We start from the raw sequence: 18850 nt of genomic DNA, 5'->3' as shown, positions 1-18850 counted from the left end.
TTTGGTTCGATTTTTCAGACACCTAACCGAAATCTTGCAACACTAGCGACATCTTCATCTTCATCGCCCGTAAGGTATTTCACTATATCAATCGGTGTTTTTTGGTTTGCCGCTATTATTTTTCGAATTAGCGGACTGGAATCTCTGGAGAAAAAATGAAAAAGATCAGTCGGCAATCTTCTTTTTTCTGCCAAAATTGATCGGACAATCTCATCTCCTTGATTAGCCAAGGCTTTCATTATTTCCGCTGGAATTGTGCGATTTTGCGCAACATCTATTTGATAGGATTTATAATGTAAGATTAGATCCTCCCACACTTTAAAAGGCGCCTCATCTTGAAGCGATTTGGCAATATCTGACTCCCGTTGTGAGGCGCACAACAGCATGAATTCACGGGCAGATGAAATCATGAATTAACATCCTTGCATTTCAATGACTTAAGATCAACAATTTTTCCCGCGTTGCCTTTGTGTTTCCCCATTTGGTCTCCAAATTCATCCAGATCGCGAATATGATTTAGGAGATTGCCTTTTTGGTTGTATTGTTTAAATGCACTACCACCGTGTGCGGTTTGATCGACTGAATACCATCTTTTATCTTTCGGATCTCTAAGATACTTTGCGACCCCTACGCCTGGAATTTGCCCTTCGCATATCCTGTCGAAGCGATTAATTTCCCATTTTTTACATGAGAGGCAGCGATTATCGATATTTGGCTTCCCTGTTTTTTGTTTTCGACCGGCGTCTCCTATATTCGGCCGACCTCGAATAAGCCCGAAGGGATCAATCCACTCGGTTGAATTCGGGGCATAGTGATGAAGGTTGATTCCACCTTGCAGCCCAATCGGGTCCTTGCTCACAAACCTTCCCATCACCGGGTCGTAATACCTGAACCGGTTGTAGTGCAGCCCGGTCTCCTCGTCCAGATACTGCCCCTGGAACCGAATCGGATTCTTCAGCCCCGCTTTCCTTGCCGCCTCGCTGATCGTGAGCCTGGCTTCTCCCCACGCCTTGTAATTCGCCTCCCACGCGACATTGCCGCCCTCATCGGTCAGCTCCATAGGTGTGCCGAGGTGGTCGCACTGGTAATAGTGGATGTCCGTCAGCGGCTCCGGTGGCTCCCCGTCGCTGCCGATGCCCGCCTCGTACATCCCGTTGTACAGCGGGTCCTGATCCAGGTCGTAGTTGCCTTGCGCATCGACATAGCTTTGCGTCACCGCCTGCGGTCGCTGCAGCATCGCCCGACGCATGTCTACATTGGATTTGGCCTGCAGCAGCGGCACGAAGCTGCCGGGCTCGAACACGTAGTGCACCGTCCGCTGTCGCGCGTAGTCGCACTCCCAGGCCATCTGGTCACCGTCCCAACCGAAGAGCACCGCGCCCAGGCCGCGCTCGTGGATCTGGCGCCGGTACTCGGCCGCGTGGTAATGGCTGCCATCCATCGAGCTGGTGATGACGATGGGCTCGCTGCGCTTGGCAATCCGCCGACCCAGCGGGTCATACAGGAATGAAGTTCGCGTGTCCTGCGTGCGCGCCTCGGTCAATCGCCCGAGCGCATCCCAAGCGAAGCGCGTGCGCTGGCCGTTGTGCAGCCGCTGGACCATATTGCCCCTGACGTCGTACTCGAAGTGCGTGCCCGCGTAGTCCTTCACTAGGTTGTTCAGGATGGGCGGGATGTTGTGAATCGTCCCGGCCTCCCTGGCCGCCGGCGCCATCGGGTCCAGGATGTTGCTGGCCGGATCGAACGCAAAGGTCTCGGTGCCCAGTTGGCTCTGCGCCTGCAGCAGACGGCCCGCAGGGTCGTAGCGGTAACTCAGGCTGCCACGGCGGCTGTCGCCGATGTCGGTGAGTTGGCCGGCTCGGTCGTAGCTGTACTTGCGCTGGATGCCGAGCGCGCTGGCGTTGGAAGTAGAAGAGCCACCTCGGCTCTGGCTCAGCCTCTCCACCCGGCTGAGCACCTGAGCCTTCAGCCGCCCTGCCGGGTCGTACTGCTGCTCCTGCGCCACCTCGTTGGCCTGTATCCGCTTGACCTCGCGGTGCAGGTCGTCGCGCTCGATCTGCACGGCCTCCATGCCATCGAGCATCAGGCCGTGCACGTGACCTGAGCCGTATGTCAGCCAGGTGGTGGTGTGGCCGTCAGGGCGCGTGGTCTGGATGCGATTGCCCAACTCGTCGTAGCGGTGCTGCCAGACTGCCGTCATCGGCTGGCTGCTCGGCCTACCTTCTTCGTCGATCAGGTAATGATGGTGCTCGGTCTTGACGTTACCCGCAGCATCAGGGAACCACTGCAAGTGAATATGCGGGTTGTGGGCATCGATGAGCTGCCCGTTGCCGTCGTAGGCATAGCTATCGGTCTGGATGCTCTTCGCATCCAGCGTACGCCCGGTTGGCCGGCCCTGGCTGTCCGTGGGCTCGATATACAGCCCCGCGGTGCGCTTCGTCAGGCGCCCCGTGGGATCGAAGTCGAGCTGGGTGACCGCATCGCCTTCGGTGACCTGGCGCAACACGCCCGTGGCAGGGGTGTAGCCGTACACGGTTCTGCTGCCGTCGAACTGCACTTCGGACAGCAGCTTGCCCAGCGGGTCGTAGCTGAAGCTGTGGGTGCGGCCGTTCTCGTTGCGCAGCGCTGCCAGGCGGCCCAGGCGGTCCCATTGGTAGTCGATGGTGTTGCGGTTGGCGTCCAGGCGCTGGGTGATGAGGCCGACAGCGTTGTATTCGTAGCGTGTCTCGCGCTGCAGGGCATCGCGGTGCGAGAGCAAGCGGCCTTCGGCATCGTGCGCCAACTGCTCCTCGGTGCCGTCGGGATTGACGATGCGCGTCAGTTGGCCGCGCTCGTAGCGGTACCGAGTGATCTCGCCGGCCGCATTGCGCTGCTTGATCAGACGGCCGCGCTCGTCATAGGCCCAACTGCTGGTCTTGCCCGAGCAGTCGGTGTACGCAACGAGTTGGCCCGCATCGTCATAAGCCAACTGCTTCTTGCCGCCCTTGGCATCGGTGATCTCCACCGGCAGGCCGTGCTCGTTGTAGGCGTACTCGGTCTTGTGGCCCAGCGGGTCGATTTCCTCAATGAGATTGACGCCCTCGTAGGTGCGCTTCCACGCATGCCCTTCGGCATCGCGAATGCCGGTGAGATTGTCCATGTCGTCGTGGGCGATGTGCACCGTGCTGTGGTCGGCACGGGTGTGACTCACGAGGTTGTTGTGCGCGTCGTAGGTGTAGCGGTCCTGGCTGCCATCAGGATGCAGATGCTTGGTGATGTTCTTGTTCGCATCCCGGAAGAACCACTCTTCATGCGCATAGAGCAGGCCGTCCGCACTGCGCACCTCCGGATGAATGATGCGGTAGGTGTAGCCCAGGAAGTCGAAGTAGTAGCGTGTCTGCGCGCCAAGGGCATCGATGACGGTGGCCAAGCGAATGTGCTTGTTCCAGACGATGGTGGTGTCGAAGCTGCCGTCGTCGGCGTGTTCGCGATACGCCTTGGCCTCGGCGCTGTTGTCGGCGGTCAGGCCGATGTCGAAACCGTCTTCGTGCTTCCAATGGAGATGGGTGCCACGGCCGGTGCGGTCTGTATAGCCAGAGATCAGGTGGGTGCTGGCTTTCTCCCCCGCAGCCTGATATTCGTAGTGCCAGCTTTGCTGGTTCTCATCCTGGGCGGCGATGAGGTCACTGCTGCCGTCGGCCAGCGTCCGATGGGTGTAGGCGGCGAGTTGGCGCACGGCCTGTCCGTCCTGCACGAGCCACAGGCTTTGGATGCGCCCAAGCGCGTCGATGGCCGTGCTCACATGGAGCTGGCCGCTGACCACATCGGAGAGCTGCCCGCCTTCGTGGCGATAGGCCAACTCGGTCGTGTGACCGGCGCGGGTGCGCTGGCTTGCCAGGCGGTAATGCACGGCCTTGTTCTTGGTGCGCGCCTTGCCCTCGCGCATGAACTGGGGAGCGAGCTCGAAGGTCTCGATGTAGTCGCGCCCATGGCTCAGGATGAGCAGGCCTGCATTGCCTCGCCCCAGGGTGAGATCTTCAATGGCATTGTGGTGAGTCTGGCCGGCCTTGCCATCTTCAGGTTCGGCCAGCTTGGGGAAGCGATGCTCGCGGCCATCGGCCGCGAAGTAGCTCAGGCTGCCATCTACGGCCTGATCGATGCGGGTGGTGTAGGGACTGGTCCACCGAGCACCAAGATAGGCGCTGCTGTCGGCATGTGCAGCGTGATGCTGCGCGTGGTCGTAGGCTGCCAGGCGCGAGTAGTAGGTGCGACTCCAGACGATGGGCATGTGGCCCGGCAAGGTGAAGTCGGTATGAACGAAAGTCTCGCTGCCGGTTGCAAAGCTGATGGAGCGGGGCGTTGCGGCACCCGTTTCGCAATTCTTGCAAGCATTGGCTTCACGCACTTTCTTTGTGCGTTCTGAGTGCCCCGTGTCCAGCTCCCCTTCCGGCTTTTTCTGATCGTGCTTTGCGGTGGTCTTGTCATTGACAGTGGAGCCTCCCGCTTTGCCCTTGCCCTTGGTGCGAAAGCGCAAGACGGCGTCCTTGAGCCTCACGAGAAGCCAGGCAATGGACATGCCGGCTCCCGCATTGCCCAACGCCTTGATCTGCGCCTTCGCCGTTTTGGCCAAACCGTCCAACGCGTCGGCGTAGGTGTTCATCAGCTTTGAAGCCTTGCCGCCGACCTCGGTGTTGCGCATGACCAGGCCGACTCCGGCATTGCCCGCAACCTTGGCGCCTTGCACGACTTTCCCGCCGACATAACCGGCGCCGTCTGCGATTCCGTCCCCGACATCGTCTGCAATCCCCTTGATGGCTCCCCAGACGCCGCTCTCGTAGGTTGTCTCTGGGTCGCGCTTCAAGGGGAGTGCTGGCGCTGGTGCACTGGTATCGAACGGCGTGCCCGATGCGAGCTTGCGCAAGGCATTGCTCAATCCGGAGATCAGGTCGTGCGCCATGGTGGCGGCTTCGTCCAGAATGCTCTCGAGCTTCTGGATGGCCTCGTTCACGAACTTGTCGATCTCACCAGCCAGGGTGGCATTGAGATGGTCAACAAGCAGCACGACGAGGGCATCGTCGAGTCCGTGGCCGACTGTGCGCAACTTGCTTCGCACAAGATGCAGTGCAGGCCTCAGGCTGGTCCGCGCCGCAGCCATGGTCGGGGGGAACGGAATGATGCCGATCAGGTTGATGCCAAGGCTGACCCAGTTGAGCCCCTTCTCGATGCTGCTGGAGGTTTTGTTCTGGACAAGAACGATGATGTCGCACACGGCATCGATGGCCGCCAGGATGTTGCCGAGTATTGGAACGGCACTGGCGACTGTCATGACTCTGTCCACCGTGACGTGGTCGCCGCTGATGCTCTTGAGCCAGTCGTTGACAACCTTCTTGGCGCCCGGAAGCTCTGCAGGGTCGATCTGGTCCAGCGGTTTGACGAACATCTCCTGTTCGTCCTCTTTCTTCGTCATCTCCGCCTGCGACATGTCGGCCATGCTGGAACTCCCTGAGCCGCTTGGCTCTTATCGATTTTTTGAATGCACTGGATGCGCGCAATGCGCGCGCGTGGCGTGGGGCTTCAGACCGTGGTGTGAGGCAGTACCACGCCCGCTGGCAATCGCGCCACGGCCTTGCCGGCCATGTCTCCAACCACGCTGTTTGCAACAGATGTCGCAGCGGTTTTGGCGATGCCGGCGAAGTTGCCGCTGCTTGCGGCGCGGACGACATCGGCTATGCCGGCAATGCCGGCTGCGCCGCTGGCCTGCTTCATGAGGCCAGCGAGCATGTCGTTTGCAGGAGCGGTTATCGCGTCCACTGGGCCGCCCGTTTTCTTGGGCGGCCATGCAGGGATTCCAAAGTAGCTGGAGTGATCCCACGGATTGCGCGGATCCTTGCCCAATTCAATGCGAGCACCACCCGGTGCCAGTCCCGAGACAGCCGCAAAGCCCTTGTCGTCCAGCTTGCCGGTCTTGACCTGTCCCGCCGAATCCGTGACCTTGTAGTCCGCACCCTTCAAACCGTGGTTGTTGGCATAGCGGTGCGTGAGTTCGAGCTGCCCCTTGCCCGGCTTCAAGCCGTCGGGCAGGCTGGGTCGGCTCCCGCTGCTCGGACCGACCATGCCATGCACGCTGGCATGCTGGATGTGCGAGCCAGCCGTCCCGCTCTCGATGCCGCCGCCCTTGTAGCGCGTGTAGCTGCCACCACCGCTGATCAGCAATTCCGTCTTGGCCTCGATCCGGATCTTGTCGGCTCGGATGGTGATCTCGTCCTTGGCTAGCAGGTTGATGCAGGTCTTCAGCGCCTGGATGTCAATGTCGGCCTGGGCGGCAACGATCTTGATGCCCTTTTGTGCCGCAAAGAGCTTGATGGCCTGCAGCGCCACGCCCAGCAGGCTGTCGCCGCTGGTGATGCTGGTGTGCTTGCCGCTGGTGATCGCCGTGTGCTCGACGCTGGCGATGTGCGTGCTGAACTGGCTGGTGGTCTCGATGCCGGCGGGGCTGGCCAGCACCAGGTGCGGCTGGGCCAACTCGGGGAATCGGCCGGCCGCGACGTCGGCAGCGCCCTCGCCCCTGACCGCCTCGTTCTGCTCCTGGAGTGCCTTGGCGACTTCTGTCTGGTCGTTGCCCTCCTGGGCTTTGTTCTTCTGCGCCTCCTGCGCTCCGGCGTCATGCAGGTCATGGGCCTCGACCAGACGCTGACGTGTCTCGCCACTGTCCAGCAAATGCGCCTTGGCGTTGGGGCGCGCTTCAGTGGTGATGAGCAGGCCTTGTGTTGCCCGGATGGCGCCGTGAGCATCGGTGCGCAATTCAAAACCTTCGCCCCGTGCGTCCTGGCGACCTGCATTGCCGTCGATGCGCGTGACGTGGCCGAGGCTCAGCGAACTGCTCTGGTGGTCGCTCTTGAGTTGCGCCTGAATCTTCTGGTCGGTGTCATCCAGGATCAGGTGGTTGGAGCGACCGCCCGAACCGTTGCCGCCTTCCTTGACGAGCTCCCTGCTTCTGAAGCCCGACAAGGCGACTTGACCTGGTAGCTCCCAGGGCGGCAGATTCATCTGGTTGTGCACGCGCCCGGTGCACAGGGGCAGGTCCGGGTCGCCGCCGATGAAATCGACGATCACCTCCTGGCCGATACGCGGCACATGGACGCCACCCAACTGGTTGCCGGCCCACGGCGAACTCACGCGCAGCCAGCAGGTGGAATGCTGGTTCTTCTGGCCCAGGCGGTCCCAGGGGAACTGGACCTTGATTCGACCCAACTCGTCGGTCCACAGGTTCTCGCCCTCGGGTCCAACGACCAGTGCGACCTGCGGGCCTTGCGCGTGCGGCTTGTGTCGCGACAGCCGAGGACGCAGCGGCTCGGTGATGGGGTGGGCCATGAAGTCGACCTCGACGCGCCACTGCTGTTTGCGGTGAGCCGCGGCTCCTGCACCCTGACTCTCCTGCGCGACGTTCTCGATGAGAAACTGGCTGTCGAGAACGAGGTACTGAATGTTGGCCGCTCCGCGAGGGTGCTTCTGCAACTGAAAAGTGAAGCCGGGGGCCATGCCGCGCAGATTCCCGCTGGCCTTGGCGCGTGCACCGTGAGTACGCAATGCCTGCATGCGCAGCAGCGCAATGCGATCACCCTCTGCAAGAGGCTCGTTGGTACCTGCTCCAGCGCGAGGCTGCACGTAGTGACTGCCGGCTTGGCTGTCGTGCCATTGGTAGACCTCCTGATCGGCCTGCCGGGTAGGGCGCGGATCGGCGCGCTTGACGCTCAGGTCGGCCTTGGGACGGGTGTAGTCGTAGTCGCGGCTGACGTAGCGCCCGCTGGTGAGTTGGTGGTGTGGAACGAGACTGCTGATGTATTCGGCATCGAGCTTCCAGCCGGGCGCGTGGTACTCGACCTGTCGGTACGCAACGCTGTCCATGGGGACGTGCGCACCCATGTTGTCGGTGAGCACGAGGCGGTGCTTGCCTTCGCCGTGCGCAAAGTAGAAATTCAGACCCCACTCCTGGCACAAGCGCTCGAAGAACGCGAAATCGCTCTCGTTGAATTGCGTCTGGAAGTCCCGGACGGGGTAGATATCGCTCAAGTGCTTGTCGACGGGGAACACATAGTCCGCCAGCAATTCATCCAGGATCTGGACGACCGTCTTGTTCTGGTAGATCTTGCAGTCGCTGGTCAGCGTGCCCAAGTGCAGCCAGGGGCGCAGAGTGAGCTTGTACTGAACGTGCCGGCCTTCCTCGCCCCAGAGTTGCGCATCGGTGATGAGCGCGTTGATCTGCCGCTCGCCCGCGCCATCGAGTTCAATCAGACAACTGATCTCCTGGCCGACGAAGCTGTCGAGATCGATATCCGCCGCAGCACCAAAGCTGAAATTGAGCGCATCGGGGGTCTTGAGCAGCAATTCATACTCGAACAGACTGTTGATGCCCTCGCGGCCCGAGAGCCGCACGGGCTCCAGCGAATCGGGAATAGCGGAACTAGCAACGGCAAGGGTTCGAGACATCGGCTGGACCTCGGGTGAACGACGGTCCGGCAGTCTCTGGCAGCTGGAACTGCACCGTTGCAAACAATGGTCAACCGGGGCTCACGTCGGGAATTGGCACAGCGAGACGTGAAAAATTTGTGGCGCTGGGCTCGACCATGCCCGGCTCGACACACTACTGCGCGCCCGGTGATACAGCGAAAGGCGGTCTCCACGGCCACCACGGCCCATCCGCCTGGCCGAATAACCTCACGATCATTCAGACCATCTTGTTCCCGGCTTCTCTGCAACGAGCAGACGATGCCCCGAACTTCATTCGGCCTGTGGCTGCTCGCTCTCTCGCCAGCCGCGCATGCGTCGATAGAGCGTGCCGCGTGACACGTTGAGTTGACGCGCAGCCTGCGACACATTGCCGCCGTGCGCCGCGAGCGTTTCCTCGATCAGTTTGCGGCTGTGTTCGCGCAAGGTCTCGGCATGCGGCGTCTGTTCGTCGTCGGCTGCAGTCGTGCAGTCTTCTTCGGCGGTGACCGCATCGACCGTGTGTGCGATGGGCGTCGACGCATGCAGGGCGGGCATCGCCACCGCATGCTTGAAGTCCACGCCGTCCGCGCCCTTCAGATGCGCCTGCACCCACACGCCCAGGCCGCTCGCAAGCCGCAACGGCTGCGCGGATTCGCGGCGACCCAGCCGCAGCAGGCTCGCGAGGTCGTGGCCCAGCAGGCATTCGACATCGCGCTCGTCCGCCGCTTCGGGCAAGCGCCCGAGCAAGCGCGCGCCCGCGTTGTTGAGCCACGCGATCGTGCCGTCCGGCGCGATCCCGGCGAGCGCCTCCAGCGGCGTGCCGAGCAGGGTCGGGCTCGCCTGGAAACGCAGGATGAGATGGTCGCGCGACTGCGCCTGCAGCAAGCGGTTTTCGATCGTCGTCGCATACAGCGACACCATCGATGCCGCATCGAAGCCGAAGCGCCGCGCCTCCACCGTGAGGTCGAGCACGCCGGCGAGGCGACCCGTCACGTCGCGGATCGGCGCGGCGGCGCACTGCATCTCGCGCAGCACGTCGAAGTAGTGCTCCGCGCCATCGACCGTGCAGGCCTGTCCGGTGCTCGCGACGATGCCTGGGGCGGTGGTGCCCACGATGCGCTCGGAGATGTTCACGCCCACGCGCGCGGTCTTGCGCAGCACCGGCTGGTGCGCGGCGGCGGGTTGGTGCGTGACGTGCACCACCACGCCGTCGCGGTCGGTGAGGATCACGCGGCAGTCGGTGCCGGCGAGCGCGTGCTCCATCTGCCCGAGCTCCTGCCGGGCCACATCGAGCAGCTCGCGGTTGCGCGCGAGCGTGGCGTGCAGGCGGCTGGGCGTGACGGCATCGAAGGGCACGATGCGCTGGCGGTCGGCATGGGTGCGGGTGCAGCGCATCCACGACTGCAGCACCGCCTCGCCGATGAGGCCCGAGGGCCGCACGCCTTCCTCGAAGAACTGCCGCCGCGCGAGCGCCACGCGTTCCGCGGGCGTGCTGGTGAAGAGCTGGCGCGGCGCATCCGCGGTGCCCAGCCTGTCGAACATGTCGTGAGCCATGGTGCTCGATGCCTCCCTGGATTCGGGGACCACAGCGAATGTGTTCCGCAATGGAACAAGGCTCGATTGGGGAAATCCCGAAGATGAAGGCCGGCGCCGCGCAAACGATCCTTGCAGCACAAGGAGACTCACGATGAAGAAAACCACCACCGGGCTGCATCTGCTGGCCGGCGCATTGTTGTGCCTGGGCGCATCGATGGCGACGGCCCAGAGTCCGCAGGACCGTGCCGCCACCGCGGTGAAGAAGGTCGACGGCAACTTCGTGCGTGCCAACGCGGCGCAGAAAACACCCGACTGGCCCAGCGTCGGCCTCGACTACGCCGAGTCGCGCTTCAGCAAGCTCGACCAGGTGAATGCGGGCAACGTGAAGCAGCTCGGGCTGGTCTGGTCGTACGACCTCGAATCGACGCGCGGGGTGGAAGCCACGCCGCTGGTGGTCGACGGCATCATGTACGTCACCGCCTCGTGGAGCGTGGTGCATGCGATCGACACGCGCACCGGCCAGAAGCTCTGGACCTTCGATCCGCAGGTCGATAAATCCAAAGGCTTCAGGGGCTGCTGCGACGTGGTGAACCGCGGCGTGGCGCTGCACGAAGGCCGCGTCTACGTGGCCGCCTACGACGGCCGGCTCATCGCGCTCGACGCGGCCACGGGCCAGAAGGTGTGGGAGAAGAACACCATCGATGGACAGAAGGGCAGCTACACCATCACCGGCGCGCCGCGCGTCTTCAAGGGCAAGGTCATCATCGGCAACGGCGGTGCGGAGTACGGCGTGCGCGGCTACGTCACCGCCTACGACGCGAAGACCGGCGACCAGAAGTGGCGCTGGTTCGTGGTGCCGGGCGATCCGGCCAAACCCTTCGAAGACGAATCCATGGCGCGCGCCGCCAAGACCTGGGACCCCAGCGGCAAGTACTGGGAGGCCGGTGGCGGCGGCACCGCGTGGGACAGCTTCGCCTTCGACCCCGAACTCAACCTGATGTACGTGGGCACCGGCAACGGATCGCCCTGGGCGCACAAGGCGCGCAGCCCCAAGGGCGGCGACAACCTGTACCTCGGCTCGGTGGTTGCGCTCGACCCCGACACCGGCAAGTACGTGTGGCACTACCAGGAGACGCCCGGCGACAACTGGGACTACACCTCCACGCAGTCGATGATCCTGGCCAACGTCAAGCTCGGCGGCAAGTCGCGCAAGGTGCTGCTGCATGCGCCGAAGAACGGATTCTTCTTCGTCATCGACCGCACCAACGGCAAGTTCATCTCGGCGAAGAACTTCGTCGAGGTGAACTGGGCCTCCGGCTACGACAAGAACGGCCGGCCCATCGAGATCGCCGCCGCGCGCGAGAACACCAAGCCCGGCGACAGCATCCCCGGCCCCTTCGGTGCGCACAACTGGCACCCGATGTCGTTCAACCCGCAGACTGGCCTGGCCTACCTGCCGGCGCAGCATGTGCCGCTCAACCTCATGGACGACAAGGACTGGAAGTTCGACCAAAACGCCCCGGGCCGTCCGCATGCGGCGCTGGGCTGGAACACCGGCATGTTCGCCAACGCCGAGCCGCCCAAGAGCAAGCCCTTCGGCCGCCTCGTCGCCTGGGACCCGGTCGCGCAGAAGGAAGCATGGGGCGTCGACTACGCCTCGCCCTGGAACGGCGGCACGCTCACCACCGCGGGCAACCTCGTGTTCCAGGGCACGGCCGACGGGCGGCTTCTCGCCTACAACGCGAAGACCGGCGAGAAGCTGTGGGAAACGCCCACCGGCACCGGCGTGGTCGCGGCACCGTCGACGTACATGGTGGACGGCAAGCAGTACGTGTCGGTGGCCGTGGGCTGGGGCGGCGTGTACGGCCTTGCGCAGCGCGCCACCGAGAAGCAGGGGCCGGGCACGGTCTACACCTTCGCGGTCGGCGGCACCGCCAAGATGCCGGACTTCGTGCAGTACCGCATGAGCAAGCTGGTGCAGGGCGTGAAGTACGACCCGGCCAAGGTCCAGGCCGGCACCATGCTCTACGTGAGCAACTGCGTCTTCTGCCACGGCGTGCCGGGCGTGGACCGCGGCGGCAACATCCCGAACCTCGGCTACATGGATTCGGCCTACATCGAGAACCTGGACAAGTTCATCCTGAAGGGTCCCGCCATGGCGCGCGGCATGCCCGACTTCACCGGCAAGCTCTCGGGGGAGGACATCGAGAGCATCAAGGCGTTCATTCAGGGGACGGCGGACGCGGTCCGGCCGAAGTGAAGAAAGGCGGCGGGGTCAGCCCGCCAGCCGCAACTCGTGGATGAGCCCTGCCACGTTGCACACCTGCAGCTTGTCGTAGATCGACTGGATGTGGTTGCGCACCGTGGCCGGCGAGCGGCTCAGGATGCCGGCGATGTCCTTGTGCGTATCGCCGCGCGCCAGCAGTTCGGCGATCGTGCGCTCGCGCGGCGTGAGGCTGTCGGCGCGGCAGCGCATGCGGCTTTTCAGGAACAGCAGGCGCTGCTCTACCCGGTGCGTGACCACGATCGCATGCCCGCTGTAAGGCGCTTCGCCACGCAGAAAGTGCTTGAGCAGCGCATCGGGCAGCGTGCGCCCGCGCCATGAGGGCCACTCCGTCTTCAGCGTCGTCTCGAAGAAGTTGTCGGCGTGATAGAGCACGCCGCGCAGGTCGCCGATGGCCGAGCCGGACGCCGCCTGCGTGCCGGACTCCAGCCGGTCCAGGTGAACGATGCGGTTGAATGCCAGCGCCTGCATCAGGTGCGGCGAGAGGCTCGCCAGGAGGTCCACCTCCTCCGGCTTGCAGTGCGCGTCCGGATCGGCGCGGAACAACGAGAACCAGTGCATGAAGTTGGACCGCGGATCGCTGTCCATCGTGATGAAGATGTTGTTCTGTTCGTAGCGCTGCACGTAGTCCAGGAACGGCGCGTACTCGGGCCCGCTCCACCAGCTCTTCGAGTGGAAGCCCCGCGTGCCGTGCCCCTTGCCGAAGAAGCTGGCCGCCGCGGAGTCGAGGTGCTTGAAGTCGTCGTACTCCATCATCATCTCGGGCGTCTTGCGGTACAGGTGCAGCGTGTGCACGTCGATTCCCTCGGCCGCAGTGGTGGCCGTGCCCCACATCGAGGCGTCGAAGGGCAGCACCGGCTTGACCAGTTCGAGCGCGGCATCCTGGAAAGCGTCGATCGGCAATTCGTGCGAGAGCCGGTAGAGCTGCACCAGCAGCATGCTGAAGTCATGCAGTTCCGGACGATTCATGGGCCGAGTCTTCCCGCAGTGGCGGGGTACCGCATCCCATGTTTCCGTGATTTGCAAACGCGTACTTTTCTATTCTCTTTCTGGACGGAATGAAGGTTGCTGCGTTTCAAGAATGATGCATTTGCATCATTTTTTCTTCGAAAAGTGAAAGCTATTGTTTGCGGAACGCCGGGAGGCCCGGAGTTTTCAACCCTTTCGAAGAGCCCAAACATGCCCTATCTCACCCGCAAGATTCCCCATGCGCTGTCCGTCGTCACCCTGGCGCTTCTCGCCGCATGCGGAGGGGGTGGAGGAGGCGGGAGCAGCGGCGGCCTGGGCTTCCTCCCACCGGCATCGGGTGGCAACGGCGGCGGCAATCCGCCCCCGGCGGCCAGCACCACGCTCAGCGGCACGGTCGCCACCGGTGCGGCCTTTGCCGGTGCGGCGCTCACGGTCTTCGACCAGACCGGCGCCAAGGTCTGCGAAGTGACCACCACGCCCGAGGGCACCTACACCTGCTCGCTGCCCGCGGGTACCAAGGCGCCGCTGGTGATCCAGGCCGTGCGCGACGACCTCACGCTCTACAGCACCACGGCGAGCACCGCCACCGGCACCACCAACGTGACGCCGCTGACCACGATCATCGTGGCGCAGCTCGCACCCAACGGCGACCCGTCGAAGCTGGCCGCAGCGATCCAGGCCGATGCCGGTGCCGTGACGGCCGGCTCGATCGGCGACCAGGTCGCCAAGCTCGTCGCTGCCCTGCAGCCGCTGCTCACCGCGCTGAACCTCAGCATCGATCCGATGAGCGGCGAGTTCCAGGCCAACGGCTCGGGGCAGGACCGTGTGCTCGATTCGATCAACGTGTCGGTACGTCCCGACGGCACGGCCTCCAACATCGAGATCACCGTCAAGGCGCTGCCGGCGGGCGAAGAGAGCGCGCCGGTGTCCATCGTCTTTCGCAGCGGCGACGCCACCATCGCCCCGCTGCCGGCGGTGGACGCGGCGGCGCTGGTGCAGCCGCCCACGCCGGCCATGGTGCAGGCGCTGCTGGCGCGCATCAACGCCTGCTATGCGCTGCCGCTCGAACAGCGCGTCGACAGCCCCATCAACCAGGACGGCAACGCGTTCGGCACAGCGGCCAACGTGGTCGCGCCCGAATGCCGCACGCTGTTCGTGGGCGACAACCCGGAGAACTTCGTGGCGGCGGGCATTTCCATCGGCCGCGCGGCCGGCGGCGCGCGGCGCCCGTTCGACAGCCTGTTCCGCTTCGGCCCCACCAACCTGAAGCACGACCGCGGCAACTTCGAGTATTTCTATCCCAACGGCGACATCGCGCTCACCTACCGCTGGACCGACGTGGTGGGCAACACCGACAACGACGTGTTCAATGCGAAGGTGGTGGACGGCACGCTCAAGCTCACCGGCAACAGCAACGCCTACCGCGCATTCGTGCGGCCGCAGCTGGAGAAGAAGGACTTCCTGAAGCATCCGAACCTGGTGTATCACTCGGCCGGCTACGCCCTGTCGGTGGACAACGTGCTCAGCCAGGGCAGCCCGATCTTCTCGAAGGTGGTAGCCACCACCGCATCGCTGCCGGGCAAGGAACTGGTGCTGGTGCCCAGGGACGGGCTCACCACGCTGGTGCTCACCTCCGACGGCACGGCGAACGGCACGCCACTGAACTCGTCGGTCTGGCGCATGGCGGCGCGCTACGCGGACCCGGCGCAGCCGGGCAACCCGAGCCAGTTCGAGACCGGCAACCTCTTCGCCGCGCCGCAGTACACCGACGAGCAGCTGGGCAAGATCGCCGACCAGACCGTGTGGAAGCTCGAGTTCTTCCATGCGGCCGGCGGCGAGAACACGGTTCAATACGTGCGCACCTTCTCACGCGCTCCCACCGTTGCCGAAGCCGTGCAGACACCTTTGGTGGAGCTTGCGCCGGCGCTGCGTGCCGAGTTGCTGCAGGAGACCGAGGGCGTTGCCCGGGGTATCGTGTTTCCGGCACCGATCCCGTCGGACCCCGATGCGAACAACATCGACTTCAGCGCCGACGGCAACCTGGATGGCTGGGTGGTGCCGGGCGGCGCGCTCGCGCCCACCACGTTCCTCGTTTCCGGCCGCGGTCCCAACAACAACCGCTTTACCGATTCGATCACCGTACGCACCACCGCCCGCAAGGCGATCATCTACTGCCAGCCGGTGAACACGCAGAGCGACAACCACTGCACCCAGGTGGCCCCCAACATCTACCAGTACGCCCAAGGCGCCTCGGTCAGCACCTTCGTCTTCACCGCCCGCACCGCGCGTCAGGTCGACGTGCGCAAGAACTTCGAAGTCTGGACCGTCACGCTGCCTTGAGTTTCCTTTGCTGTCACCGCCATGAAAAAGCCGCCGGTCCCGAGGGCCGGCGGCTTTTTCCTTGAAGAGATCGAACAGAAGATCAGTCGGCGTACACGCCAGCCGCCTTGATGATCGGCCCCCACTTGGCGATTTCAGCCGAGACGAACTTCTTGTGCTCGGCCGGCTGCGTGCGCTTGTCGGTGGTGATCACCGCGCCCAGCGCTTCTTCGCGCTTGATGAAGCCCGGGTCCTTCATGGCGGCCGTGATGGCTTCGTTCAACTTCTTGAGCACCGGTGCCGGCGTGCCCTTGGGGGCGTACACGCCGTGCCAGATCGACACCTCGAAGTCCTTCAGGCCCGATTCGGACAGCGTGGGCAGGTCCTTCAGCGCCGGCGTCGTCAGGCGCTTGGCGGTGGTCACGGCGTAAGCCTTGACCTTCTTGGCCTCGATCTGCGAGGTGGTGTTGGTGGTCTGGTCGCACAAGAGGTCGATCTGGCCGCCCAGCAGGTCGGCGATGGCGGGGGCCGTGCCCTTGTAGGGAACCGGCGTCATCTCGACCTTGATCGCGCTCTGGAACAGGAGACCGCACAGGTGCGAGGCGGCGCCCAGGCCGGCGTTGCCCAGGTTGATCTTGCCCTTGTTGGCATCGATCCAGGCCGTCAGTTCCTTGTAGTTGTTGGCGGGCAGGCCGGGCTTGCCGATCAGCGTCATCGGCACTTCGTTGACCATGCCGAGGTATTCGAAATCGGTCTCGACATTGAACGGCAGCTTGCGATAGAGCGCCGGCATCGTGGACATGCCGATGTGGTTCAAGAGCAGCGTGTAGCCGTCGGGGTTGGCGCGCGCCACCTTGGCGGTGCCGATGGAGCTGCCGGCACCGGCGGTGTTGTCCACCACGATGGTGGTGCCCAGCGTCTTCTGCATGGCTTCGGCCAGGTCGCGCGCGACGCGGTCGGTCGGGCCGCCGGCTGCGAAAGGCACCACCAGCGTGACGGTCTTGCCTGCGGGAAAATCCTGGGCGTGAGCGCCGACGGCGGCGGCGGCGATCGCGGTAAGGGCAAGCAATTTCTTCATGAAGTCTCCGGGGCGGTTGAGTTTGAAAATCGGCCGCGATCTTATAGGCTGACCACCGCCTGACCTATACCGAATAGCCCTTAGGTCCGTGACGAAATCCGCCCCTTTGCGTTCGGCGTGGGCGCCCCTCTTCGGGGCTGCCGGCGCTCGGCTCCCGGGGCATCGCGCGCATCGATGGGCGGCCGGCTTCATCGCCTGGATGGCGCGGCGCGCCAGCGACGCAAATGCGGGGGTGCGGTAAAGCGTCGTAAGAGAAGGTTGCCGCCCGTCGAACTGTCCGACAGGCGGACCCGGCGCATGCCGATGCGTGGGACCTGCGAGCGCCCTAGGGTGAAGTTTCGTCGACCCCGAAATTCATCCACCCACCACTCACTCACTCACTCACAAGGAGCACATCCATGCCCACCATCACCACTTCGTCCCTCGATGGAATGAAGGTCGCCATCCTCGTTGCGGACGGCTTCGAGCAGGTCGAGATGACCGAGCCGCGCCAGGCGCTCGACCGTGCCGGCGCGCACACGCAGATCGTATCCCCCATGGACGGCAGCGTGCGCGGCTGGAACCACCACGATCCGGCCGACACCTTCGAGGTCGATGTGCCGCTCAAGGGCGCGAAGGCCGAGGACTTCGATGCGCTGCTGCTGCCCGGCGGCGTCGTCAACCCGGACACCTTGCGCATCCACGAGCAGGCCGTGGCCTTCGTGCGCGCCTTCGTCGAGGCTGGCAAGCCCATCGCCGCGATCTGCCACGGCCCGTGGACCCTCATCGATGCCGGCGGCGTCAAGGGCCGAAAGATGACCTCGTGGCCCTCGCTGCGCGCGGACCTGAGCAATGCGGGCGCCAAGTGGAGCGACGCCGAAGTGGTGGTCGACCGCGACCTCGTCACGAGCCGCAAGCCCGACGACCTGCCGGCCTTCAATCGCGAGATGACGAAGATGTTCGAGCTGGCGTACGAGGCCGCCCTGCACTAGAGCCAATGCTCGGGTTCAGCGCGCGATGTCGGGTCCCGTGTAGCGGGCGCGCGGCCGAATCAGTTGCCCGGTGGCCTGCTGCTCGAGCACATGCGCCGTCCAGCCGACCGTGCGCGCCAGCGCGAACAGCATCAGCGGCGCATCGGCTGGCAGCTTGTGCACTGTCGCCATGGCGGCCAGTGCGAAATCGATGTTCGCCGCTTCGCCCAGCAGCTTCTCGCCGGTGGCGCGCAGTTCGGCGAAAGCCGGCGGCAGGTCGATGACCTCGAGCAACGCGGCGCAGCGCGCATCGCCCGCCGGATAGAGCGGATGCCCGAAGGCCGCGAGCGGCCGGTCATGTGCCAGCCATTCGCGCACCGCGGCTTCGCTGCCGAGCGTCGACACGCTGCGCATCAGGGCCTGCACGGCGGCCGCCGCACCACCGTGCAGGGGGCCGGTCAGCGTAGACAAGCCCGTGAGCAGGCAGGCCGCGAGCGATGCGCCCGTGGAGGCCGTCACGCGCGCGGCGAAAGTCGATGCGTTGAGTTCATGGTCGGCCATCAACACCAGCGCGCGGCGCAGCACGTCGGCTGCGCGCGGTCGGCGCCATGCAGCAGCGAGGCGCGCGTGCAGGTGCGCCGCTTTGGGAGAGGTCGACGGACCGAGCAACGCATCGGCGAGCGTGCCGATCACATCGGCGGCCTCGGCCTGCAGCACGCTGCGTGAACGGCCGCGCGAAGGCGGGTCGGTGGCGGCGCGCGCGGCGAGTGCGAGCAAGCCGGCCTGCAACGGCGTCGCGGCCTTGTCGATATGCGCCGGTCCGGAACTCGCGGCCGCGAAACGCGGTGGCGCGCTTTCCCACAGCAGTCCCGCGATGTCTTCGAGCGTGGCGTGTTGCGCCAGTTCGCAGGCGTCCTGCCCGCGATACCAGAGCCGTCCGTCAGCCACCGTCGACACCGCAGAGGGAAGCACCGGCTCGCCCCACTGGATGGCTTCGCTCGCCACCGTTTCGCTGCTGCGCCGGCCGCGCGTGCGCGCCGCGATGCGCTGCACGTCGTCGCGGTGATAGAGGCTGCGGCGCGGGTCCGTCGCATCGGGCTTGGCGCGGACGCGCCCGCGGCTCACGCTCGCATAAAGCGTCTGCGGGCGCACCTGCATCAGTTCGAGCGCTTCGGCGGCGGGGAGCCAGAGGGGAGGCTTGGTCATGTTGATGGAATAGATCAAGATTGACGTCAATATTAGCCTCGC

Annotated in this window: 10 protein-coding genes; 3 read left to right on the top strand and 7 right to left on the bottom strand. The window is 64.4% G+C overall.

Annotation, left to right across the window (positions count from 1 at the left end; translation table 11 throughout):
• Window positions 1-14: 14 nt before the first annotated feature.
• The 4 genes from VARPA_RS31260 to VARPA_RS28600 form a co-directional block, all read right to left on the bottom strand.
• A complete protein-coding gene (locus tag VARPA_RS31260) occupies window positions 15-410 on the bottom strand; it encodes a hypothetical protein (protein ID WP_144299058.1) in 396 nt (131 codons plus the stop codon).
• Entirely contained in the window at window positions 407-5470 is a 5064-nt protein-coding gene (locus VARPA_RS28610; RefSeq protein WP_013544080.1) for an RHS repeat-associated core domain-containing protein, read from the bottom strand. The genes VARPA_RS31260 and VARPA_RS28610 overlap by 4 nt, the downstream gene beginning before the upstream one ends.
• An 83-nt stretch (window positions 5471-5553) precedes the next feature.
• On the bottom strand, window positions 5554-8466 hold the full coding sequence (gene tssI, locus VARPA_RS28605; protein ID WP_013544079.1) for a type VI secretion system Vgr family protein: 2913 nt from the start codon (window positions 8464-8466) through the stop codon (window positions 5554-5556).
• Between the two features lie 291 nt (window positions 8467-8757).
• Window positions 8758-10020, bottom strand: coding sequence for a helix-turn-helix domain-containing protein (locus VARPA_RS28600; protein WP_013544078.1), 1263 nt, complete (start codon window positions 10018-10020; stop codon window positions 8758-8760).
• A 133-nt stretch (window positions 10021-10153) separates the two neighbouring features.
• Between VARPA_RS28600 and VARPA_RS28595 the strand changes: the two genes are divergently transcribed.
• The gene (locus tag VARPA_RS28595; protein ID WP_013544077.1) at window positions 10154-12262 is read left to right on the top strand and encodes a PQQ-dependent dehydrogenase, methanol/ethanol family; all 2109 of its coding nucleotides are present in this window, start codon (window positions 10154-10156) and stop codon (window positions 12260-12262) included.
• Between the two features lie 15 nt (window positions 12263-12277).
• Here VARPA_RS28595 and VARPA_RS28590 read toward each other — a convergent pair whose 3' ends face one another.
• Window positions 12278-13255: a helix-turn-helix transcriptional regulator gene (locus tag VARPA_RS28590; RefSeq protein WP_013544076.1), complete on the bottom strand. Its 978-nt coding sequence runs from the start codon at window positions 13253-13255 to the stop codon at window positions 12278-12280.
• Between the two features lie 210 nt (window positions 13256-13465).
• On the opposite strand from VARPA_RS28590, the gene VARPA_RS28585 reads away from it, so the two are divergent.
• Window positions 13466-15595, top strand: coding sequence for a hypothetical protein (locus tag VARPA_RS28585; protein WP_013544075.1), 2130 nt, complete (start codon window positions 13466-13468; stop codon window positions 15593-15595).
• An 82-nt stretch (window positions 15596-15677) separates the two neighbouring features.
• Here the strand turns inward: VARPA_RS28585 and VARPA_RS28580 are convergent, their stop codons facing one another.
• Window positions 15678-16652: a tripartite tricarboxylate transporter substrate-binding protein gene (locus tag VARPA_RS28580; protein ID WP_013544074.1), complete on the bottom strand. Its 975-nt coding sequence runs from the start codon at window positions 16650-16652 to the stop codon at window positions 15678-15680.
• Window positions 16653-17050: 398 nt separating this feature from the next.
• Here VARPA_RS28580 and VARPA_RS28575 point away from each other — a divergent pair, with 398 nt between their 5' ends.
• Window positions 17051-17623, top strand: coding sequence for a type 1 glutamine amidotransferase domain-containing protein (locus VARPA_RS28575; protein ID WP_013544073.1), 573 nt, complete (start codon window positions 17051-17053; stop codon window positions 17621-17623).
• 15 nt (window positions 17624-17638) lie between these two features.
• Here VARPA_RS28575 and VARPA_RS28570 read toward each other — a convergent pair whose 3' ends face one another.
• Window positions 17639-18808, bottom strand: coding sequence for a citrate synthase (locus VARPA_RS28570; protein WP_013544072.1), 1170 nt, complete (start codon window positions 18806-18808; stop codon window positions 17639-17641).
• Window positions 18809-18850: the final 42 nt, after the last annotated feature.

This window comes from Variovorax paradoxus EPS (assembly GCF_000184745.1).
Lineage (GTDB): Bacteria > Pseudomonadota > Gammaproteobacteria > Burkholderiales > Burkholderiaceae_C > Variovorax > Variovorax paradoxus_C.
Note: the sequence above shows the minus strand (reverse complement) of the source record. Positions and strands in the feature narration are given on the sequence as shown.